The organism is Nonomuraea sp. NPDC048901 (genome assembly GCF_040649695.1).
GTDB lineage: Bacteria > Actinomycetota > Actinomycetes > Streptosporangiales > Streptosporangiaceae > Nonomuraea.
In genome coordinates this window covers 84,449-105,349 of record NZ_JBEZFW010000021.1, presented here as the reverse complement: position 1 = coordinate 105,349, position 20,901 = coordinate 84,449, and the positions used below count along the sequence as shown (strand labels likewise).

The 20,901-nt window shown below is 70.2% G+C and carries 24 protein-coding genes; 16 read left to right on the top strand and 8 right to left on the bottom strand.

Features of this window, described 5'->3' with window-relative positions; all coding sequences use genetic code 11:
• The first annotated feature begins 27 nt into the window (after nucleotides 1-27).
• The 7 genes from AB0C30_RS47855 to AB0C30_RS47825 all read left to right on the top strand — a co-directional run bounded on the left by AB0C30_RS47855 (nucleotide 28) and on the right by AB0C30_RS47825 (nucleotide 6,060).
• Entirely contained in the window at nucleotides 28-366 is a 339-nt protein-coding gene (locus AB0C30_RS47855) for a YciI family protein (RefSeq protein WP_357956939.1), read from the top strand.
• Nucleotides 363-1,637 carry an RNA polymerase sigma factor gene (locus AB0C30_RS47850; RefSeq protein WP_357956937.1) on the top strand — a complete coding sequence of 425 codons (1,275 nt, stop codon included), beginning with the start codon at nucleotides 363-365 and terminating at the stop codon, nucleotides 1,635-1,637. Before AB0C30_RS47855 ends, AB0C30_RS47850 begins: the two co-directional genes overlap by 4 nt.
• Before the next feature lie 77 nt (nucleotides 1,638-1,714).
• Entirely contained in the window at nucleotides 1,715-2,512 is a 798-nt protein-coding gene (locus AB0C30_RS47845; protein WP_357956935.1) for an alpha/beta fold hydrolase, read from the top strand.
• A gap of 173 nt (nucleotides 2,513-2,685) precedes the next feature.
• Nucleotides 2,686-3,744 (top strand): winged helix DNA-binding domain-containing protein, encoded by a 1,059-nt coding sequence (locus tag AB0C30_RS47840; protein WP_357956933.1) that lies wholly within the window; start codon nucleotides 2,686-2,688, stop codon nucleotides 3,742-3,744.
• 73 nt (nucleotides 3,745-3,817) lie between these two features.
• Complete coding sequence (locus tag AB0C30_RS47835; RefSeq protein WP_357956930.1) at nucleotides 3,818-5,206, top strand: serine hydrolase domain-containing protein; 1,389 nt, start codon at nucleotides 3,818-3,820, stop codon at nucleotides 5,204-5,206.
• Between the two features lie 33 nt (nucleotides 5,207-5,239).
• Entirely contained in the window at nucleotides 5,240-5,845 is a 606-nt protein-coding gene (locus AB0C30_RS47830; protein WP_357956928.1) for a DUF2975 domain-containing protein, read from the top strand.
• Nucleotides 5,845-6,060 (top strand): helix-turn-helix transcriptional regulator, encoded by a 216-nt coding sequence (locus tag AB0C30_RS47825; RefSeq protein ID WP_357956926.1) that lies wholly within the window; start codon nucleotides 5,845-5,847, stop codon nucleotides 6,058-6,060. Before AB0C30_RS47830 ends, AB0C30_RS47825 begins: the two co-directional genes overlap by 1 nt.
• Nucleotides 6,061-6,079: 19 nt before the next feature.
• Here the strand turns inward: AB0C30_RS47825 and AB0C30_RS47820 are convergent, their stop codons facing one another.
• Complete coding sequence (locus tag AB0C30_RS47820) at nucleotides 6,080-7,075, bottom strand: aldo/keto reductase (protein ID WP_357956924.1); 996 nt, start codon at nucleotides 7,073-7,075, stop codon at nucleotides 6,080-6,082.
• Nucleotides 7,076-7,203: 128 nt separating this feature from the next.
• Between AB0C30_RS47820 and AB0C30_RS47815 the strand changes: the two genes are divergently transcribed.
• On the top strand, nucleotides 7,204-8,064 hold the full coding sequence (locus tag AB0C30_RS47815; RefSeq protein ID WP_357956922.1) for a helix-turn-helix transcriptional regulator: 861 nt from the start codon (nucleotides 7,204-7,206) through the stop codon (nucleotides 8,062-8,064).
• A 38-nt stretch (nucleotides 8,065-8,102) separates the two neighbouring features.
• Here the strand turns inward: AB0C30_RS47815 and AB0C30_RS47810 are convergent, their stop codons facing one another.
• Together AB0C30_RS47810 and AB0C30_RS47805 are read right to left on the bottom strand one after the other, a co-directional pair.
• Nucleotides 8,103-9,437 (bottom strand): FAD-binding oxidoreductase, encoded by a 1,335-nt coding sequence (locus AB0C30_RS47810; protein ID WP_357956920.1) that lies wholly within the window; start codon nucleotides 9,435-9,437, stop codon nucleotides 8,103-8,105.
• A 100-nt stretch (nucleotides 9,438-9,537) separates the two neighbouring features.
• On the bottom strand, nucleotides 9,538-10,023 hold the full coding sequence (locus tag AB0C30_RS47805) for a carboxymuconolactone decarboxylase family protein (RefSeq protein ID WP_357956918.1): 486 nt from the start codon (nucleotides 10,021-10,023) through the stop codon (nucleotides 9,538-9,540).
• A gap of 198 nt (nucleotides 10,024-10,221) precedes the next feature.
• Between AB0C30_RS47805 and AB0C30_RS47800 the strand changes: the two genes are divergently transcribed.
• Nucleotides 10,222-11,148: an RNA polymerase sigma-70 factor gene (locus tag AB0C30_RS47800; RefSeq protein ID WP_357956916.1), complete on the top strand. Its 927-nt coding sequence runs from the start codon at nucleotides 10,222-10,224 to the stop codon at nucleotides 11,146-11,148.
• A 368-nt stretch (nucleotides 11,149-11,516) separates the two neighbouring features.
• Here the strand turns inward: AB0C30_RS47800 and AB0C30_RS47795 are convergent, their stop codons facing one another.
• Together AB0C30_RS47795 and AB0C30_RS47790 are read right to left on the bottom strand one after the other, a co-directional pair.
• Nucleotides 11,517-12,074, bottom strand: coding sequence for a TetR/AcrR family transcriptional regulator (locus AB0C30_RS47795; protein WP_357956914.1), 558 nt, complete (start codon nucleotides 12,072-12,074; stop codon nucleotides 11,517-11,519).
• Between the two features lie 50 nt (nucleotides 12,075-12,124).
• Complete coding sequence (locus AB0C30_RS47790; protein ID WP_357956912.1) at nucleotides 12,125-13,135, bottom strand: NADP-dependent oxidoreductase; 1,011 nt, start codon at nucleotides 13,133-13,135, stop codon at nucleotides 12,125-12,127.
• Between the two features lie 95 nt (nucleotides 13,136-13,230).
• On the opposite strand from AB0C30_RS47790, the gene AB0C30_RS47785 reads away from it, so the two are divergent.
• From AB0C30_RS47785 to AB0C30_RS47770, 4 genes are all read left to right on the top strand, one after another.
• The gene (locus AB0C30_RS47785; protein ID WP_357956910.1) at nucleotides 13,231-13,785 is read left to right on the top strand and encodes a helix-turn-helix domain-containing protein; all 555 of its coding nucleotides are present in this window, start codon (nucleotides 13,231-13,233) and stop codon (nucleotides 13,783-13,785) included.
• 116 nt (nucleotides 13,786-13,901) lie between these two features.
• A complete protein-coding gene (locus AB0C30_RS47780) occupies nucleotides 13,902-15,029 on the top strand; it encodes a hypothetical protein (RefSeq protein ID WP_357956908.1) in 1,128 nt (375 codons plus the stop codon).
• 138 nt (nucleotides 15,030-15,167) lie between these two features.
• Entirely contained in the window at nucleotides 15,168-15,779 is a 612-nt protein-coding gene (locus AB0C30_RS47775; protein ID WP_357956906.1) for a TetR/AcrR family transcriptional regulator, read from the top strand.
• Nucleotides 15,776-16,513: an FAD-dependent monooxygenase gene (locus tag AB0C30_RS47770; protein WP_357956904.1), complete on the top strand. Its 738-nt coding sequence runs from the start codon at nucleotides 15,776-15,778 to the stop codon at nucleotides 16,511-16,513. Before AB0C30_RS47775 ends, AB0C30_RS47770 begins: the two co-directional genes overlap by 4 nt.
• On the opposite strand, the gene AB0C30_RS47765 is transcribed toward AB0C30_RS47770, so the two are convergent.
• From AB0C30_RS47765 to AB0C30_RS47755, 3 genes are read right to left on the bottom strand one after another with little or no spacing between them, the layout of a single operon-like run.
• Nucleotides 16,506-16,748: a hypothetical protein gene (locus AB0C30_RS47765; RefSeq protein WP_357956902.1), complete on the bottom strand. Its 243-nt coding sequence runs from the start codon at nucleotides 16,746-16,748 to the stop codon at nucleotides 16,506-16,508. The two genes, AB0C30_RS47770 and AB0C30_RS47765, sit on opposite strands and share 8 nt — an antisense overlap.
• 7 nt (nucleotides 16,749-16,755) lie before the next feature.
• The gene (locus AB0C30_RS47760) at nucleotides 16,756-17,535 is read right to left on the bottom strand and encodes an integrase (protein WP_357956901.1); all 780 of its coding nucleotides are present in this window, start codon (nucleotides 17,533-17,535) and stop codon (nucleotides 16,756-16,758) included.
• Between the two features lie 48 nt (nucleotides 17,536-17,583).
• A complete protein-coding gene (locus AB0C30_RS47755) occupies nucleotides 17,584-18,213 on the bottom strand; it encodes a TetR/AcrR family transcriptional regulator (RefSeq protein WP_357956899.1) in 630 nt (209 codons plus the stop codon).
• Between the two features lie 79 nt (nucleotides 18,214-18,292).
• Here AB0C30_RS47755 and AB0C30_RS47750 point away from each other — a divergent pair, with 79 nt between their 5' ends.
• The 3 genes from AB0C30_RS47750 (at nucleotide 18,293) to AB0C30_RS47740 (ending at nucleotide 20,830) form a co-directional block, all read left to right on the top strand.
• Nucleotides 18,293-18,961: an alpha/beta fold hydrolase gene (locus AB0C30_RS47750; RefSeq protein ID WP_357956897.1), complete on the top strand. Its 669-nt coding sequence runs from the start codon at nucleotides 18,293-18,295 to the stop codon at nucleotides 18,959-18,961.
• Nucleotides 18,962-19,023: 62 nt separating this feature from the next.
• Nucleotides 19,024-20,160: a hypothetical protein gene (locus tag AB0C30_RS47745; RefSeq protein WP_357956895.1), complete on the top strand. Its 1,137-nt coding sequence runs from the start codon at nucleotides 19,024-19,026 to the stop codon at nucleotides 20,158-20,160.
• Between the two features lie 115 nt (nucleotides 20,161-20,275).
• Nucleotides 20,276-20,830: a hypothetical protein gene (locus tag AB0C30_RS47740; RefSeq protein ID WP_357956893.1), complete on the top strand. Its 555-nt coding sequence runs from the start codon at nucleotides 20,276-20,278 to the stop codon at nucleotides 20,828-20,830.
• Nucleotides 20,831-20,901 lie beyond the last annotated feature (71 nt).

Genomic DNA, 20,901 nt, shown 5'->3' with positions numbered 1-20,901 from the left:
GCCAACCCGCCATCCCGAGGAGGACCGGTGCGTTACGTGTTGATGTTGTGCAGCGACGTGTCCGACGAGACGGTCGCCGGGCAGGATCCGGACATGGTCGGCTGCGGCGGCTGGACCGAGGACATGGAGCGCCGCGGGATCCTGCGGGGTGCGATGGGGCTGCGGCCCAGCAGTGACGCGACGACGTTGCGCGTACGCCGTGAGGAGGTCCTGCTGACCGACGGGCCGTTCGCCGAGACGAAGGACCAGATCGGCGGGTTCAGCGTGATCGACTGCGCCGACCTCGACGAGGCCATCGAGCTGGCCGCCGCCCATCCGTGGGCGCGCGTCGGACAGATCGAGATCCGGCCGGTCTGGCAACCGTGACAGGCACAGATCGCGACCAGGCCATTCTGGCGACCGTGACGGACCAGGTCACCGCGGCGGTCGCGACCGCGTTCCGCCAGGAGTGGGGGCAGGTCGTCGCCACGCTCATCCGGATGACCGGCGACTGGGACCTGGCCGAGGAGTGCGCGCAGGACGCCTTCGCCGCGGCGCTCGAACGGTGGCCGCGCGACGGAGTGCCGCGGCGGCCGGGCGCGTGGCTGACCACGACGGCCCGCAACCGCGCGCTCGACCGGCTGCGCCGCGACGCCGTGGGGGCCGAGAAGCTGCGGCAGCTGGCCCTGCTCGACGCCCGGGATGGTGAGGGGAATGGCGACGAGAGCGGGGTAGGTGATGACCGGCTGCGGTTGATGTTCACCTGCTGCCATCCCGCGCTCGCCCTGGAGGCGCAGGTGGCGCTGACCCTGCGTACGCTGGCGGGGCTGACGACGGCCGAGATCGCGCGGGCGTTCCTGGTCACGGAGCAGACGATGTCCAGGCGCCTGGTCAGGGCCAAGTCGAAGATCCGCAACGCGGGCATTCCCTACCGGGTGCCGCCCGCTCACCTGCTGCCCGAGCGCACGACGGCTGTGCTGGGCGTGGTGTACCTGCTGTTCAACGAGGGATATTCGGCCAGCGCGGGCGCCGATCTGGTGCGGCGCAATCTGTGCGGCGAGGCCATCCGCCTGGCCAGGGTGCTGGCGCGGCTGATGCCCGGGGAGCCGGAAATACGCGGGCTGCTGGCGCTGATGCTGCTGCACGACGCCCGGCGGGCCACCCGGGTGGACGCCGCCGGGGTGCTGGTGACCCTCGAGCACCAGGACCGCGGCCGCTGGGACACCGGCGAGATCGCGGAGGGCGCCGAGATCCTGGAGCGGGCGCTGCTCGAGGGCCGTCCCGGCGCCTACCAGGTGCAGGCGGCCATCGCGGCCTGCCACGCCACCGCGGCCAAGGCCGCCGACACCGACTGGGCGCAGATCGTCGCCCTGTACGACCGGCTCGCCCTACTTGTCCCCTCCCCGGTGGTACGCCTGAACCGGGCGGTGGCCGTGGGCATGGCCGATGGCCCCCTGGCCGGGCTGGCGCTGGTGGACGGCTTGGCGGAGTCGGGCGAGCTGGACGGCTACCACCTGCTCCCGGCGACGCGCGCCGACCTGCTGCGACGTCTGGGACGCGACGGCGAGGCGGCCGACGCCTACCGGCAGGCGCTCGACCTGGCCGCCAACGACTCCGAACGCCGCTATCTGGCCGGACGGCTGGCCGAGGTCAGCTGAGGGAGGGCGGGTGTCGGTTCCGGCTTGTCCCGTTCGTCGGTGAGGCGAGATGACCGGCAAGGGAAAGAAGGAGTCTCATGCACACCGTGCTCTCAGCCGACGGCACCCGCATCGCGTACGACCGGTCGGGCAGTGGCCCGGCGCTTGTCTATGTGACCGGCGCGCTCTGCGACCGCTCGACAGGTGCGCCGCTGGCCGCGCTGCTGGCGCCGTACTTCACCGTTTTCACCTATGACCGGCGCGGGCGGGCAGACAGTGGCGACACGGCGCCGTACCAGGTCGACCGCGAGGTGGAGGACCTGGCGGCGGTCATCGCCGAGGCCGGTGGGGCCGCAGCGGTGTACGGCATGTCCTCGGGGGCGGCGCTGGCGCTGCGGGCGGCCGCCCAGGGGGTGGCGATCACCAGGCTGGCGCTGTTCGAGCCGCCCTACAGTCCCGACGAGGCGGACCGGCTGGCGCGGGCCCGCGCCTACGAGGCCGAGCTGACCGAGCTGCTGAGCGCGGGGCGGCGTGGGGAGGCGGTCGCGCTGTTCATGACCACGGTGGGGCTGCCGGCGGAGCTGATCGGCCGGATGCGGGGCGCGCCGATGTGGCCCGCGCTGGAGGCGCTGGCGCCCACCCTCGCCTACGACGCGGCCGTGATGGGCAACGGCTCCACGGGCGGCGCGTTGCCCGTGGAGCTGGCGGCCAAGGTGGGCGCGCCCGTCCTGGTGGCCGACGGCGGGGCCGGTCCGGCGTGGATGCGCGACATGGCGCGGCGCCTGGCCGCCGCGCTTCCGGAGGGGCGGCACCGCACGCTGGAGGGTCAGACGCACGATGTGGATCCGCAGGTGCTCGCCCCGGTGCTGCGGGAGTTCCTCAGCGATCCCACCTGACGGCGGCCCATCGGGCAGCAGGCGCGTGGGCAGCAGCACGTCGGCGCGTGGTAGCGGGCAGGTCGGCGCTTCGACCTCGACAGGGCTCATCGTGGCAGGGCTGACCATCGATCCAGTACCGGCCCACCCTATGATCGCCTGATGCCCAAGGACCTGCTGGACGGGACGGCCCGATGATCACTGCCAGGGAGCTCAACCGGGCCACGCTGGCCAGGCAACTCCTGCTCCAGCGGCACGCGATGCCGGCGATACAGGCGGTGGAGCACCTGGTCGGCCTGCAGGCGCAGGCGCCGTTCCCGCCGTACTTCGGGCTCTGGTCGCGCCTGGCGGGGTTCCGGCCGGAGGAGCTGGCGGGGCTGCTGACCGGGCGTGAGGCGGTGCGGATCGTGCTCATGCGCGGCACCGTCCACCTGGTCAGCGCCGCCGACTGCCTGACGTTACGGCCGCTGACGCAGCCGCTGCTCGCCAAATACCTGCACAGCGCGTACGGCCGGCAGCTGGCGGATCTGGACCTGGCGGCGGTCGTCGAGGCGGGCCGCGAGGCGCTGACCGGCGCACCCCTCACCGCGGCCAAGCTCGGAACGCTGCTGACCGGGCGCTTCCCCGGCACGAACGCCGCCGACCTGGCGCAGGTCATGCGCCTCCTGGCGCCGCTGGTCCAGGTACCGCCCAGGGCGGTGTGGGGCAAGGCCGGGCAGACCGCGTACGCGACGGCCGAGTCGTGGCTGGGCCGCGAGCTGCATCCCTCGCCGTCGCTGGAGGAGCTGGTCGTGCGCTACCTGGCCGCGTTCGGGCCCGCGACCGTGGCCGACGTACAGGCGTGGTCGGGGTTGACAGGGCTGCGCGAGGTGGTCGAACGGCTGCGTCCACGACTTGTCGAGCTGGACAAGGGGCTGTTCGACCTGCCGGACGCGCCCCGGCCGGGCCCGGAGGTGGAGGCGCCGGTGCGGCTGCTGGCGCCGTTCGACAACGTGCTGCTCAGCCATGCTGACCGCACGCGGATCATCTCCGACGAACATCGCAAGCGCGTCATCACCATCAACGGGCAGGTGCTCGGGACGGTCCTCGTCGACGGGTTCGTCCAAGGGGTATGGAAGCGGGACAAGCGGGTGGTGAGCGTCGAGATGTTCGCGCCGGTCTCGCCGGGGCAGGCCCAGGAGATCCGGGAGGAGGCGGCCGGGCTGCTCGCCTTCGCCGAACCGGGTCAGGCCGGCGAGGTCAGAGGGATCTGATGGCGGTTTTCCGTAAGGGATGATGAGGGTTTCCGCGATGTGCCGCGGCGGGCGCGGTCCCTAGCGTTGACGGGTGCTTCTGAATACTCTCGCGGCGCTCTTCCTGGCCGTACTTCCCGCGCTTCCCGTCCCACCAACCCCCGCCTCGATCGACGGGTTTATCGCCCAATATCGTGAAGCGACCGGATTGCCGGGTGTGGCGGTGGTGGTCACCAAGGGGACGCGGGTCGTCCATGCCGCGGGCTATGGCCGGACCGCTACAGGCGAGCCCGTGACCGCCGACACCCCCATGGCGCTCGCGTCGCTCAGCAAGTCCTTCACCTCGCTGGCCGTCCTGCAACTGGTGGAGAAGGGCCGGGTCGAGCTCGACAAGCCGGTTCGCGGTTACCTGCCCGAGTTCCAGATGGCCGATCCCCGGGCGGCCGACATCACAGTGCGCCAGCTGCTCAACCAGACGTCGGGCATGGCCGACTCGGCCTTCCACGAGAAGAGCCTGCCCCAGCCCGACACGCTCCAGGGCTCGGTGCGCCGGCTCAAAGACGCGCGGCTCGCCTCGAAGCCCGGCACCGCCTACAGCTACCACAACACCAACTACCAGGTCGCCGCCCGGCTGGTCGAGGTGGTGAGCGGCGAGCCGTTCGCGGGCTACCTCAAGACGCACGTGTTCACGCCGCTCGGCATGCGCAACAGCAGCACGATCGACACCGATCGCGACCTGCCGGGCAGCGCCCGGGGCCACCTCTACCTCCTCGGCCAGGCGATCGCCGTGCCGGAGCCGCCCGGGTTCGGCAATGGCTCCGGCGGCGTGCTCAGCAGCGCCAACGACATGGCCCGCTGGCTGATCGCCCAGAACAGCGACGGCGGCATCCTGTCTCCCGCGAGCGTCAAGGAAATGCGCACGCCCTCGGTCCAGAACCCGGACTACGCCCTCGGCTGGGAACTCGACCGGACCGCGGGCGGCACTCCCGTCGTACGCCATGGCGGCGACCTGTTCACCTCCACCGCCCAGCAACTGCTGATGCCCGGGTCCGGTTACGGCGTGGCGGTCATGGCCAACACCGGCATGGCCTTCGCCGACAGCGCCGCGCTCATGGACGGCCTGGTCGCCCTGATCGAGGGCCGGCGGCCGGAGGCGCCCTCCTCTCCCTTCCTGGCCACCGACCTGGTGTTCACGCTGCTGACGCTGGCGACCGTCGCGCTGGCGGTGCGTGGGATCACCCGCTCCCGGCGCTGGGCCGCCCGCCGGACGGGCTGGCAGCGATGGCGGCTGCTGCCGTACTTGTGCCCGCTCATCCTGTGTACGGCCATCGCCCCGGTCTTCCGGGTGCTCGCCCGAGGCAGCGACATTTCCTGGATCCAGGTGGTCTACCTCTACCCGACGTTCATGATCTGGCTGGTGACGGCCGCGGCGGCGGGGACGGCGCTGGTGGTCGCGCGCCTCTGGAGGGGTGCGACCAAGTAGACATAACGACTTTCGTTATTTACGATTATCGTTATGTCTACGAAGTGGCTCAACCGACTCGAGATCCTGCTGACCTTCTCGCTGATCATCAGCTGCCTGGGCGCCCTGGCGCTGCTGGCCTTCACCTTCATGATGGCCTTCTTCGGCACGCCCAACGGCGTGGGCGTCCCGCTGCACGTCTACGACGTGCCGGTCGCGGGCATGGCGGCGCCCGACGCCACGATCTCCGGCGCGAGCGCCGACGTGACCGTCGGCCTCCAGGGCGCCGCGCCACTCGTCGGCCTGCTCTACCTGCTCTTGTGGGGACCGGGTGTCGCGACCACTCTGCTGGCCCTGTTCACCGTCGTGCGCGCGATACGCCGGGCCAGGTCGGGGGACAGGGCGCTGTTCTCCGCCGTCACCGCCGCCCACCTGCGCCGCCTCGGCTGGATCCTGATCATCGGCTCGCTCGCCACGGGCGCGCTCGGCATGGTGGCCGAGCCGATCCTTTCCTCGCTGCTGCTGGCCAAGAGCTACCCGTTCCACCTGGAGGTGGGTGAGGTGCTGGCCGGGGTCGTGACGGGAGTGGCGGTGCTGGGCGTGTCGGAGATCGTCCGGCGCGGCGTCGCCCTCCTCGAAGAGGTCGAGGCCACCATCTGATGGCCGAGCCGTCCATCCGCGTACGACTGGACGACGTGCTCAAAGAACGCGGCATGACGCTCACCGAGCTGTCGCACCGGGTCCAGATCACCGTCGTCAACCTGTCGATCCTCAAGAACGGCCACGCCAAGGCGATCCGCTTCTCCACGCTCATGCGCCTGTGCGACGCGCTCGACTGCCAGCCGGGCGACCTGATCACCTACGAGCGGTCGTAGCCCAGCCGGAGAGTCGGACTCAGTTGCCCACGCCGAGATAGGACATGAACGCGGACGGATACCGGTCGCCGCGGGCCGCGCCCAGCGGCACCGCCTTCTCGATCTCGGCGAGGTCGTCCGCGGTGAGGTTCACCTCCATCGCGGGCAGCGCCTCGGCCAGCCGCTCGCGGGTACGAGCGCCGACCAGCGGCACGATGTCCGCGCCCTGCGCGGCCACCCAGGCGATGGCCAGCTGGGCGACGGTGCGGCCCTTCGCCTCGGCGACCCGGCGCAGGGCCTCTACGAGGACGAGATTGTGTTCCACGTTCCCGCTGGAGAAGCGCGGGCTGAAGCCGCGGCTGTCACCGGGGCCGGCGGTGTGGCCGGCCGCCCAGTGCCCGGAGATGAGGCCGCGGGCGAGGACCCCGTACGCGGTCAGGCCGATGCCGAGCTCCCGCAGTGTGGGCAGCACGTCCGCCTCCACCGCGCGGGAGATCAGCGAGTACTCGATCTGCAGGTCGGCGATCGGGTGCACGGCGTGCGCCCGGCGGATCGTCGCCGCGTCGACCTCTGAGAGCCCGATGTGGCGCACGTATCCGGCGTCGATCATCTCCTTGATCGCGCCTACCGTCTCCTCGATCGGTACCGCCGGGTCCAGCCGGGCGGGACGGTAGATGTCGATGTGGTCGGTGCCCAGCCGGGTCAGCGAGTAGGCCAGGAAGTTCTTCACCGCCTCGGGACGGCAGTCATGCCCGCCGAACTCCGAGCCCGGCCCTCGCAGCATGCCGAACTTGACGCTCAGCGCGTAGCTGTCGCGATCGCGGCCGCGCAGCGCCTCGGCCAGCAGCGACTCGTTGTGGCCCATGGCGTAGAAGTCGCCGGTGTCGATCAGTGTGAGGCCGCTGTCCAGCGCGGCGTGCACGGTGGCGATGCTCTCCGTGCGGTCGGACGTGCCGTACGCGCCCGACATGCCCATCGCACCCAGGCCCAGCGCGGAAACGGCCGGTCCGGTGCGGCCCAGGGTTCGCATCTGCATCACGTTCTCCCTCGTTCTCGATGTCGTCCCCAACCTTGGGCCCTGGCCGGGACGAGCGGGAGCGGAGCGTTCATCGTGGGAGAGCCGCTCCCTGGCTCGGCTCGGCCGCCGTGAGAGACCATGGGGTCATGCAACGTGACCAGCTCGCCGACTTCCTGCGCCGCCGCCGGGAGGCGATCCGCCCGGCCGAGGTGGGGCTCGCCGACGGCCCTCGCCGCCGCGCCGCCGGGCTGCGCCGGGAAGAGGTGGCGATGCTCGCCGGCATGTCGGTGGACTATGTCGTACGTCTCGAGCAGGGCCGCAGCAGTCAGCCTTCGACCCAGCTGCTCGGCGCGCTGGCCCGGGCGTTGCGCTTGTCCGACGACGAGCGCGACCACCTGTTCCACCTGGCCGGCCACCGGCCCCCGCCCGCCGACGGGGTGGCCCGCCTGGCTCGCGCCGGCCTGATGCGCATGCTCGACCTGCTCGGCGACACCCCGGCCCTGGTGCTGTCGGACCTGGGCGAGGTCCTTGCCCAGAACCGGGCGGACGTCCTGCTGATGGGCGACCACACCGGCTTCTCCGGCGACCGGCGCTATGTCGCATACCGCTGGTTCACCGAGCCGGCCGCGCGCGCCGTTTGCCCGCCCGAGGAGCAGGAGCGTCACTCCCGTCAGCTCGTGGCCGACCTGCGCGCGACCGCCGGCCGCCGCTCCGGCGACCCCACGGTCGCCGGGCTCCTTGACCGTTTGCGGGCCGCGAGCGCCGACTTCCGGCGGCTCTGGGCCGAGCACGAGGTGGCGGTCCGGCGCGCCGACCGCAAGACCATGCTGCACCCGCGGGTGGGCCGCCTGGCGATGAACTGCGAGACGCTGGTCACTCCCGACCAGGGGCAGGAGCTGCTGGTGCTCACCCCGGCGGACGCCGAGACCCGCGAACGGCTGGAGCTGCTGCGGGTGCTCGGTATCGAAGAGTTCCCCACGAGGGCAACGGGCACGCCCGCACGGTAAAGCGGCCGATCAGAGCATGCCGCTGTCTGGCGCCGGGCCTACTGAGGCCGGACGTTGTGGTTGCGGGCGAACAGATTGCCGGGGTCGTACTGACGCTTGACCGCCGCGAGCCGCTCGTAGGTCCGTGTCGGATAGATCGCGGCGACATCCTCCTCGCCGGCAGAAGTGAGGAAGTTGGCGTAGGCGCCGCTGAGGTGAGGCGCGAGTCTCGCCCAGACCGCGTCCAGAGCGGGACGCGCGGCCTCGACGACCGGCTGCGGCCCCAGGATGGTGGTCACGATCATCAACTCCGCCTGGCGATGCGCGTAGGCGGTGGCATCGTCGGGGACTCGGGACACCGCGCCGCCGACGCTGCGAACGGCGATGAACGGCGACCCCTGCGCTGCCCCGACCTCGACAAGCATCCGAAGGACATCGGGCACCGATGCCTGGTCGACGAACGCGCTTCGGGTCACCAGCTGGATGCCCGGCGGCGGGGTGGCGGCGTCCACGAGCGCGTCCGCGTACGGTCTCAGCGCGACATCGTCGCCGATCACCGTGCCGAGCCGCCGGATCGGGTCGATGGCCCGTGCCGCGAGATCCGGGTCATCGCCGTCGAAAGCGACGCGGATCTCGAGCGGCGCTTCGGGCCCGCCCGCGAAGGGATTGGCGAACTCCGCGACGGAGGTGAGCTCTTCGGGGGCGGTGCGCAGGTGGTCCGCCCAGCCCTGGAGCACGGTGGCCGCCTCCGACGCCGGGAAGCTGATCTTGCCGTAGAAGATGTCCGTCGTCGGGTGGGCCGCGAACTCGAAGGCGGTCACGATCCCGAAATTGCCGCCGCCACCGCGAATCGCCCAGAACAGCTCAGGGTTCTCCTCCTCGCTCGCCTGTACGACCTGTCCGCCGGCCGTGACGACCTCGGCGGTGACCAGGTTGTCCAGCGCGAGGCCGTACTTCCTGACCTTCCAGCCGATGCCACCGCTCAACGTCAGCCCACCGACACCGACGCCCTTGGTGTCGCCCGAGGAGATCGCCAGGCCGTGCGGGGCCAGCGCGGCCACGACCTGACCCCAGGTGGCGCCGCCGCCGATCCGTACGAGGTGCCGTTCTTTGTCGATGACCTCGACGTTCGCGAGCTTGCCGAGGTCGATCACGACGCCGTCGTCCAGGGTGCCGAAGCCCGCGAAGCTGTGGCCGCCGCCTCGTACGGACAGCGAAAGCCCCGCGCCGGCGGCGAATCTGACACCCGCTTGGACGTCTTCGACGCTCTTGGGCCGCAGAACGTAGGCCGGGCTGCCGGAAGCCAATATCGAGCGGCTGGCCGATGGATACTCGGCCGCGCCCGGTTCGATGATGTCGCCGCCGAAGTCACGGCGAAGGGTTTCAAGACTCATGACATTCCTTCAGAGATAGTCGCCCCGGAGGAGGGGGTGGTGAGGTGCCCGGGCCGGCCCGGATGGGGGGATCCCGGACCGGCGGGGATCGGCCTGCCGGTCAGTTCGCCATGCCGTCGAACATGCCGGGCTGGTAGGAGCCCCCCGGGTTGCGCACGATCACGTTGAGCCGGTTGTTGGCGTTGATCATGGCGATCACGGAGACCAGCGCGACGATCTGGTCGTCGTCGTAGTGCTTGCGCACCTGGGCCCAGGTGTCGTCGGACACGCCGTGGTGGGTGTCGGCGAGCCGGGTACCCTCCTCGGTGAGCGCCAGCGCGGCCTGCTCGGCCTCGGTGAACACGGTGGACTCGCGCCAGGCGGCGACCAGGTGGAGCCGGACCGCGCTCTCCCCGGCGGCCGTGGCGTCCTTGGTGTGGTAGTCGACGCAGAAACCGCAGCCGTTGATCTGGCTGGCGCGCAGCATCACCAGGTCCTGGGTGGCCTGGGGGAGCGGCGACTGCTGGATCGCCAGGGCGACGTTGTAGATGCGCTTGGCGATCTTGGCGCCGAGCTCGTTGGCCATCAGATCCATACGCTGTTCCATGATGTGGTCCTCATTCGTGGTGGTACGTGCCGCGTCAATCGTTGGCGCGGCGTCCTGGCGAACAAGAAGATCCCGGCGACCAGATCCTTGTGACAGCGGAGTGATGTGACGTGCATCACCGATCGTCGGTGTCACAAAGCGGGGGTTACCGGGATCTCATGCACGCCACGGTCGAGAACGAACAGGCAGGAAGCAGCGATGAGCGAGCACAACGAGAAACCGACGGACGCGGCAGGGCCCCTCGTTCGTGACAGCCACGTGGACCCCGCCACCGAGGTGTTCCTCACCCACCGCAACCTGCTCTTCACGGTCGCCTACGAGATGCTCGGCTCGGCCGCCGACGCCGAGGACGTCCTGCAGGAGACGTGGTTGCTGTGGGCGGGCGTCGACCTCGGCACGGTACGGGAACAGCGTGCCTACCTGGTCCGGATCACCACCCGGCAGGCGCTGAAACGGCTGCGTACGCTCGGCCGCCGCAAGGAGTCCTACGTCGGCCCCTGGCTGCCCGAGCCGCTGCTGACCGCGCCCGACGTCGCCGAGGACGTCGAACTGGCCGACAGCGTCTCGACGGCGATGCTGCTGGTGCTGGAGACGCTTCAGCCGACCGAGCGGGCGGTGTTCGTGCTGCGCGAGGTGTTCGATCTGGACTACGACGAGATCGCCGACGCCGTCGGCAAGAGCCCGGCCGCGGTCCGCCAGATCGCCCACCGGGCACGGGGGCACGTCGCCGCGCGCCGGCCACGCGACATTGTCTCCCCGACCGAGACCCGAGCCGCGATCAAGGCGTTTCAGAGGGCGATCGAAACGGGCGATCTGCAGCGCCTGCTCGACATCCTCGCGCCGGACGTCGTCCTCCTGACAGATGGTGGCGGACTCAAGCAGGCCGCGCTGGCGCCCGTCGTGGGGGCCGACCAGGTGGCCCACGTGCTGGGCAACCTCACCCCTGTGGCGTTGCTGCAGCCGGCCCAGGTCAACGGCCACCCGGCACTGATCGTCCGGCTCGACGGCGCGATCGACACCGTCGTGACGGTACGCATCGACGACGGCCTCATCACCGGGCTCTATGCCGTACGCAATCCCGAGAAGCTGTCGCACATGGAGTGGGAGACCACGGTGAGCCGCTGAGCCGGTCGTACCCAGACCATCCATAATGAGACATTCACATCTCATAATGAGTCGCGTGCGAGTTATAACCTAGCACCGCACCCCTGACGATCTATGCGAGCGATCTGGTTGACCGAGTTCGGGGCTCCGTCGGTGCTGGTCGCCGGGGAGGCCCCTGATCCGGGGCCCGGCGACGGTCAGGTTCTGGTGGACGTCGAAGCGGCGAAGCTGGGTCGGCGGATGATCGCCCCTGTCGCCTTCGGCCATGGGGTGCACCATTGCCTGGGGGCGCCGCTGGCGCGGATGGAGATGCGCCTCGCGTTCCCGCTACGGCCGACGCTGCCCGTACCTACGAGCGGATCGTCGGCGCGACGGCGGGCGATGATGGCCTACTCGGGCTTCCGTGCGCCGTTGAGAAAAATCGTCACGGCCGCCTCGGTGGCTTCCTCGGGCGTCATGACCTCGCCGACGGTCAGCCACAGGGTACGTTCCACGATCGCGGAGAACATGGCGAGCACGACGTCAGGGCGCAGGTCGTCGCGGAGCACCTTGTCGCGCATGCCGCGAGCGATGACGTCGCGGATGGGCCTGACCGTACGCTCGATGGCGTCATGGTCGCAGAACTGGTCGGCCTGGCCGATCACCGCCGCGTATTTGGCACCGTTACGCAGGTACACGGCGATGATCCTGGTGATCGCCCGGTCGGCCGGAAGCTCGTCGAGATTCGCGGCCGCGAAGGCCTCCACGAGTTCGGCCATCCCGACCTCGGCCACACCGCGCAGCAGCGACTCCCGCGTCGGGAAATGCCGGTACAGCGTCGCGCGTCCCACACCGGCCTCATCGGCGATCTCCGCCATCCCCGCGTCTGAGCGCCGGCCCAGCGCCCGGGCGGCGGCGTCGAGGATCGCCGACCTGGTCCGCTGCATCCCGGCATCCGATTTCACCACTCGACCATGCTAACGGCCCATGATGAGACAATGATGTCTCACAAGCGGTCCTAGGCGACTGTGAGCACGATCTTGCCTTGGATATGCCCTCGGGCGGCGCGCTCGTGCGCCGCACGCGCATCCGCGAGTGGAAACGTGCTGTCGATCGCGACGCGAACCGTGCCCGCGTCGAGCAAGCGTCCCAGCTCAGCGAGTTGCGCGCCGTTCGAGCGGACCTGGGTGGCCGAGACCGTGACGCCCAGCTTCGCGGCCTCTTCGTCATCGAAGTCGCCGGGGAACACCGGATACAACGCGCCGCCGCGCTTGAGCGTGCGCAGGAAACGACCGCTGTCGCGACCACCGACGCTGTCGAGCACGAGATCAAGGTCGTGCGCGAGTTCCTCGGGACGGCTCTTGGTGTAGTCGATGAACTCGTCGGCGCCGAGCTCGCGCAGGAACGACTCATGCGCGCCCGATGCCACCGCGATGACGCGGGCACGTTTCCACTTGGCGAGCTGCAGCGCGAAATGCCCCACGCCACCCGCGGCGCCGTTGATGAGCACCGTCGTCTCGGCGTTCAGTGCCATCGGGCGATGCCGCGCCGCTTGGAAGGGCGACTGGTGATCGTGTCCGAGCTCGATCAGGAACTGCCACGCGGTGAGCCCTGCCATCGGCGCCCCCGCGGCGTGCACGTGATCGAGGCGAGCCGGCTTGCGGGCGAGGTCCGACGCGGGCGCGGCGACGTACTCGGCATATGCGCTGCCGTCGAGACTGGGAAAGCGAAGCAGACCGAAGACTTCATCGCCGACGGAGAGGCCGTCCACATCCGCGGCGACGGCCGCTATGACGCCCGACACGTCCGTCCCCGGAATCATGGGCAAGCTCAGCTTCGGCCTCATCTCCGGAGGCACGTTGGACATTCCTTCGCGCACGTACCAGTCGGGGGGATTGACGCCGACCGCGTGCACGCGAACGAGCACCTCACCCGGTTTCGGCTCGGGAATCGGCACTTCGTCGTAACGCAGCACCTCAGGACCACCGTGCTCGTGCAGCCGGATGGCCTTCATCGTGTTCGCCGGCATTGTCTTCCTCCTTCACCGCAGAGTGGGTTATCGTTTCCGGAGCAGTGCTCCAAATATAACCGGGGCACTGCTCCGCTTGTCAACTCAGGAGGCATATGCGAGCCGACGCCAGGAAGAACTACGACCAGCTCCTCGCGGTCGCGCGTGCCGTCGTGACCGAGCAAGGCGCCGACGCGTCGCTGCGCGACGTCGCCCGCAGGGCCGGCGTCGGGCTCGGCACGCTGTACCGTCACTTCCCGACGCGCGAGGCGTTGCTCGAGGCCATGCTCCGCGCGAGCTTCGACGAACTGGCGGCACAGGCAGGCGAGCTCGCAACGTCGAGCTCGCCTGGGGATGCTCTCGTTTCGTGGCTACGCGACTGGGTCGCCTGCGCCCATGAGTATCGGGGCGTTGTGGCGCTGATGGTGGCCGCCATCGAAGACGCCGAGTCGGCACTCCATGCTTCGTGCGTCACGATGCGCGCGGCGGGCACGCGGCTCCTCACCCGCGCTCAGGCGGCGGGCGTGGCACGGACCGACATCGACGGCACCGACCTGTTCGCGCTGGCCGGGGCTCTCGCGTGGCTCAACGATCAACCCTCGCTCGCGCCCCGCGCCGATCATCTCTTCGGCGTCATCGCGAGCGCGATTCTGACGGGCGCGGGAAGGTGATCGCTTCTGCGGGCTCCAAACGCGCTTGAACGCGCCGACGCCGCCATCGGCCTTGCCGCAGGCCGGAACATGATGGATCAAGAAGGTGCCGCCCGGGCTTTGTGCAAGGATTCGGCATGAAGCGTCTCGTACTCTGGCTGGCAATGATCTGTCTCGGCGGCTTGTGTGTCGTGCTCGCCGTACAGACCGGATCTGAGGGAGATCCGGATCCGCGGCCAACGGTACGACCGGCGGCGGGGCTGCCCGAGTTACCGGCCAAAAGGGCGCCGCGCCTCGATTACGCGGTGTTGTACGACCCGGAAGTCATCCGGGAACCCGCGGCCGCGCACCATCCCTGGCGGGTGGGGAGCGGTTCCGGCCAGGAGTGGCGGATCGAGGACGCGCTCGGCTTCGTGCCCAAGGACGGCGAGCAGGCGGTCTCACCTCTCGCCATCAGTGACGATGGCCGGCATCTCGCCTATATCAGGCGTTCCGACCGTGTCCTGGTTGTCAGAGACCTCGCCAACGGGACGACCGAACGGGTCCCTGCCGGGGTGTATCAGCCCGATGACGACTCATGGAACGTCGCGCTCGTCTTCCAGGGGGAGGGCGAGCTGCTGTTCGTGTGGAACGCCGAGCGGGGGAGCGAGCTGATCGATCTGTCGTCGAAGCGGCGTCTCCGTGTCGGCGCAGACTTCGATCGTGACCTTCTGGACGCTCGCGCCGGCGGCGGTCGCGTCATCGTGGTGACGGGCAAGGAACTACGGGTCCGCCAGAGCTGGAGGTCTCCCTTCACCGTGGCCCACCGTGAAGGTGATGCCGAGGACGGCACGCACCCCGTGGTGCTGGGCGATGAGGCAGTGAGCGTGGACCGGCTGGGTGAAGTGGAAAACCTGCGTTACCAGCTGAAGAGAGTGGATCTCCGGCGCTCCACCCACCGGGCCACGTTCGCCGATCTCGCGCTGCCGTACGACCTGGAGACCGTCAACGCCGTCCGCCCTCTGGGTCGCGACAGCGTGCTGCTCCGCGCCGAGCGGAGCCGGACCTGGCCCGACCACGGCTACCCACCTGGACCGTGCGACTGGGAGGAGTTCTACGTCGTCAATCTGAAGACCGGGGCCGTCAAGTGGGCCGATTACCGGGCGGCCGAGATCTGGGGAACGGAAGGAAAACACATCAAGAGGCAGGCCTACGCACGGGACTTCGTGCCCGAGCCGATCACAGAACGCCCCGTACCAGCCCGGGATCGCGAGCGCTGCCTCTGATCAGGACCGGCCGCGACCTCGGCCACGCCCTGCCCGACGACCCCACCTGCGATCGCATCACCACCATCGACGGGTACCTGGTCGTGTGCGGAGGGGACCCACTTGCGCCGGCGAGATCATCCCAGTAAACATTTACTTGTGACTTCGAAGAGCAAACAGGCGCTGCTCGACGCCGGAGCCGAGGTGTTCGCCCGCCACGGGCTGAAAGGCACCCGGGTTCGCGAGATCGTCGAGCGCGCGGGCGTCAACGAGCGGATGATCTACGACCACTTCGGCAGCAAGGAAGGGCTGTACCGGGCGGTCCTGGACGCGCAGAGCAGCGACATGGGAGCGGCGTGGCGGCCGGTTCTGGACCGGTTGACCGGCCAGGATCCGGTCGCGGCCACGCGCGTCGCGTTGCGGGCGTACTTCGACCTGGTCTGCGAACGTCCCCTGCTGGTGCCGCTGCTGCTGCACGAAGGGCTGGGCGAGGGGGAGATCCGGCCGCCGATCGAGCCCGCGGACCTGCCCGCGCCGCTGCGCGAGGTGTTCGAGCGCGGGCAGCGGGAGGGGGCCTTCCGGGCCGACGGCGACTTCGAGCTGTTCTACGTCACCGCGATCTGCCTGCTGACGGTGCTTCCCACCCTGCCGGGGCGGCTGACCGCCCTGGCCGGCGGCACCAGCGGCGAGCAGGCACGGGCGCGGCTGCGCGACCAGGCGGTGGACCTGCTGCTGGAGGGCATCACGGGGCCGGCGGGAGCAGGCCGGTGAGCGACTTACAAGTGCTGATCGCCGGGGCCGGGCCGACCGGCCTGACGCTGGCCTGCGACCTGGCCCGCCGCGGCGTCGCCGTACGCGTCATCGACCAGGCCCCCGGACCGTTTCCCGGCTCGCGCGCCAAAGGCGTCACCCCCCGCACCGCGGAGGTCCTCGACGATCTCGGCCTCGCCCAGGAGGCCGCGCGGACCGCCACGCCGGTCGTCATGCGGCACTACGGGCGCGACGGCACCTTCACCGACCAGCGTCCGGCGTCGTACTGGCAGACCAGCCCGGCCGAGCCGCACCCGCAACTGCTGCTGCCGCAGTGGCGCACCGAGGCCATCCTGCGCTCCCTGCTGGGCCGCCTGGGCGTCACGGTCGAGTACGCCACCCGGCTGATCCGGTTCGAGCAGGACGGCAAGTCGGGGGCCACCGTGCGGCTCTTCGACATCTTCCGCGGTTCGCACTTCACCCTTGTGGGCTTCGGCCAGAGCAGCCGAAGCTCGCTCGACGCCGTACGCGATGCCTGGCCCGGCCCTCTACGTACGTGCCTGATCGCCGAAGCAGGCACGCTCACCGACGCCGACGGCCACGCGGCCGACGGCTACGGCGTCACCGGCGAGGCCATGGTGCTCGTACGTCCCGACGGCCATCTCGCCCTGACCGTCGAAGCCCACGACACCGTCACCGTGCTGACCTACCTTGAGGCATTGAAAAGGCTGCCGCCTGGGCGCTTGCTCAGTTGATCGACGGCGGGTACGTCACCTCCAGCGAGTCTCCGAGCGCCAGCCGCCGCCACGCCGCGACGGCCTCCCGGATCCTGGCCCGCACGGCGGGCAGCGTCGTGGTGGTCAGCACGTCCGGCCGGGACAGGTGCCGACCCCGGCACTGCTGATCCACCCAGGTCAGACACTGCTGGTCATCGGCGTCGACCCAGGTGGCGGTGCCGATGCCGGCGACGACGCACTCGGCGAGGACCACGTGACCCTCATGCCTGGCCGAGGTCGGTGCAGTAGGTGATCGTCGCGTCGTCCGCCGCCACCGCGTGGCGCGTCTCCGCCTGCCGGACACGATGGATGATGTCGGCGGGCCCGCTCGACGCCAGTACGGCCATGACCCCCGGCCAGTCGGCGAGCTGGAAGGGGTCCACGATGCGGCTGGCTCCATTGCTGAGCAGGACGGCGCCGCTCAGCTCGGAGATCGCACAGCTTCCGGTGATCGCCTCGTCCGCCGCGCGCGGGTCGTCCTTGGCCACCCAGAAGCCGCCCGGCTGGTTCCGGTTGGCGCGCAGGTCCCGCAGGAGGCGGTGGTAGTCCTCGCTGCCCTTGGCGGCGGCCTCGAGCGCGGGCTCGTACGACCGGCTGATGATCACCTCCCGGGGATCGGAGACGACGAGCGGCGCGTCGTCAGCTCTGTCGAGCACGAGGAACGCGTCACCGAGCACCAGGTACTCGAGCAGGCCGCCGGACAGGCGCAGGACGGCCACGGCCGCCGACGGGCTGATGGGGTTGGCGACGTCGCAGGTGTGGCGGTGCTCGTTCGTCACCTGCTCGATGGCTTCGGCGAGCAGCGCCGGAAGGCCGCGGTCCCCTACGAGTGACAGGAGGTTGGCTCCCAGGCGGCCTGCGTACCAGGCAACGCCGTGCCGGCAGGTCGCTTCGCCGCCGGGGATGCCGGCCCCGTCGACCAGCACCGCCGCCGTCGGCACAGCGCCGGTGAAGTCCTCGTTCGCGCGGGTGGTCCCTTTCGCGACGCTCGTCATCGTCACCCGCATGTCCTCGCGCCGCCTTCCCGTCGCTCGGTTTCCGCTATGAGGTCACCTGAGGTGGGGCAGGCCGCAGGCGAGGTCGTGTTCCAGGGTGCGGGCGTAGGACTCGACGGTGGCGACGATGTCGACGGCGTCGGGGTCGAGCAGCCACTGCGTCTGCAGGCCGTCGAGGGTCGCGATGATCTCGGTGGCCTTGGCCACCGGGTCGATGTCCGGGCGGGCGACGCCGTCGGCCTGGGCGGAGCGGATGTTGTCGGCCACGATGGCGCGCATCGCGCGGTAGCGTTCGACGAAATGTTCGTGGCCGGGCGAGCCCGGCTCGAGGCTCTCCGCCACCAATACCGTGAACAGTTTGGCCAGCCCGGCCCGCTGCTTGTTACGGCGCGCGAACTCCGGCAACGCCCGAAGCCGCCCGGAGGGCTCCATGCCGAGCAGTTCCAGGGCGAACGCCTCACTGTCCAGGTCACGCCGCTCGATCACCGCCAGCAGCAGGCCCGCCTTGCTGCCGAAGTGGTGCAGCAGACCGGGCTCGGTGATGCCGGCCCGGGCCGCGACGTCGGCGAGCGAGGTGCCGCGGAAACCGCTGCGGGCGAACATCTCGCCGGCCGCCGTGATGATCTCCTCCCGCCGCAGGCGAGCGCGTTCCTGCCTGCCGGATCCTTGCCTGCTCGGGGTCACGGTGTTAAACCTAACGCAACTCACTTACCGAGCACTAGGTAAGTGAACCCCCCTTCGGTACGAGTAGCGAGGTGCGACGATGCCGCCCAGACCCCACCGCATCCGGTCCTTACTGATCATCGCGGTCGCCCTGCTGGGCGGGCTCTGCCCCGGTTCGCCGGCCCAGGGCGCGCAGCGGGAGCCGGTCATCCTGGTTCACGGCTGGAACGGCTCGCCGACCGAGTTCGCCCAGATGCAGACGGCGCTGGAGCAGGCCGGCTACCCGACGTACGCGATCGACCTGCCCGGCGAGGAGAACCTCGCCAACGCCCGGGCCATCGCCGACCTGGTGGAGCAGGCACGCGGCGAACACGGCGGCAGCAAGGTCAGTCTCGTCGGGCACAGCATGGGAGGGCTGTCCGCGCGCTACTACCTCAAATCCCTCGGCGGCGCCGCCAAGACGCTCAGCTACATCTCGATGGGCACCGGGCAGCTCGGCTACTGGCCCGCCTGCCTGCTGCCGGCCGGTCAGGGCGGGCAGATGTGCCCCACCAGCAGCTTCATCACCCAGCTCAACAGCGGCGACCCCACGCCGGATCCGGTCAGGTACACGTTGCTGACGAGCTCGCTCGACGAGACGCGCAACGACGTCATCGCCGGCGCCTGGTGCCGGGCCGAATTCGCCGGCGTGGCGCATGCCGACGAACCGGCGTCACCGGTGTTCATCGACGCCGTCCGCAACGCCCTTGACGGGCGATGCCCGTCCTAGATGCCTCGTAGAGGGCGAAAAGCGATCGCCGATCGCGCGGGCGACCAACTACTGTCGCCCGGATGGGAAGCGATCTTCTGCCATTGCTGTGGCTGTGCGGGCCGTCAGGTGTCGGGAAGTCCTCGCTCGGCTGGGAGGTGTTCGCCCAGCTGAGCCGGGGCGGCGTCCGGGCGGCGTTCGTCGACGCCGACCAGATCAGCCTGTGCTACCCCCTGCCGGAGATCGGCACCCATCGGATCCGGGCCCGGAGCCTGGCCGCGATGTGGCCCAACTTCCGGGAGCAGGGGGCACAGTGCGTGGTCCTGTCGGGTTTCGTCGACACCGCTGAGGAGATCGGCGAGTACGCGAAGCGTCTCCCGGACGCCGCCTTCACCGTGTGCCGGCTGCGCGTGAGCACCGATGAGCTCAAGGAACGGTTTGTCGGGCGGGGATGGCGTCCCGACCTGGTGGCGGAGGCCGTCGCCGAGGCGGAGTCGCTGGAGGGCAGCGACTTCGCCGACCTGTGCCTGGATACCGGCGGGCTGACCGTGCCCGAGGCGGCCCGGATGGTCCGCGAGCGAGCCGGTGGCTGGCCACGTCCCGGCCCACCCGTCGGCCATGTTTCCCGACCGGCCGCACCGCGCGCCGTTGACCCGGTTCCGGTGCTGTGGTTGTCCGGCGCCACCGCGGTGGGGAAGTCGACCGTCGGCTATGAGGTCTTCTCGCGGATCGTCCGGGCCGGCGTACGAGCTGCTTATGTGGATCTGAAGCAGATCGGCGTGTTACGTCCCGCCACGGACGACGACCCGGACGGCCATCGCCTCAAGGCGCGCAACCTCGCGGCCCTCTTGGCCGGATACCGCGCGGCCGAGGCCAGGTGCCTGATCGTCTCCGGGCACGACGACCGGGACGACACCGTCCGCGACTACGCCGAGCTGCTTCCCGGCGCGGCGCTGACGGTGTGCCGTCTGCACGCCGGGCCCGCGACGCTGGCCGAGCGCGTCACGCGGCGCGGCCGGGGAGGCGGGCCGGCGATACCGGGCGATGAGCTGAAGGGACTGGACCCCGAAGCCCTGCGCCGCGTCGCCGAACGGGCGGCACGCGAGGCCTTGGCGCTCGACCGCGCCGGAGCGGGTGACCTGCGTATCGACACGGACGACCGGTCGGCGCAAGAGGTGGCCGACGAGATAAGGGCGCTCATCGGCGACTGGCCGAACTAAGCCAAAGCGAACGGTCCCGCGCTCAAGGCGCCCGGCCGCTTGACAGTCATGCCCTTCATAGGATAGTTGTGCTATCCAATAACTAGATAGCGCGACTACCCAACAGGGAGACGTGATGGAGACGAGCATCGTTCTGGTGGTGGCCCTGCTGGGCTTCCGCGCGCTGGGGGCCTTCGGGGTCGGCCGGTTCGCCTCATGGCCGGTCAGCGCGGCGCACGCCCTGGCCGTCATGCTCTTCATGACAGCCAGCGCGCACTTCGTCCCGGAAAGCGTCACGGTGATGCCCACCCACGGGGATCTCGTACGCATGGTGCCGCCCTTCGTGCCCTTCGCCGACGCGGTGGTCTACCTGACCGGCGTGCTGGAGCTCATGGGCGCGGTGGGGCTGATCATCGCCAGGACACGCTGGTCGGCCGGGATCGGGCTGATCGCGCTCTTCGTCCTGCTGCTGCCGGCCAACATCTACGCCGCGCTGGCCGACGTGCCGTTCAACGGCGGCGAGGCGTCCCCGTTGTGGCTGCGCATTCCCGAGCAGGTCCTCTACATCGCCGTCGCACTCTGGGGCATCCGCTCGGCGCCCCGGGTGTGGCCGCTGCCGCTTCGCGCGGGTTACGGCTTCGTCGACACCGCCCTCGACGGCCGACGAGGCCCGGCCCGCGATCGAGCCTGATCGATACGACAGCTGGCGCGATCATTCCGAAAACGTGCCCAATACCCTGTTGACCGTGTAGGGAATTGGTG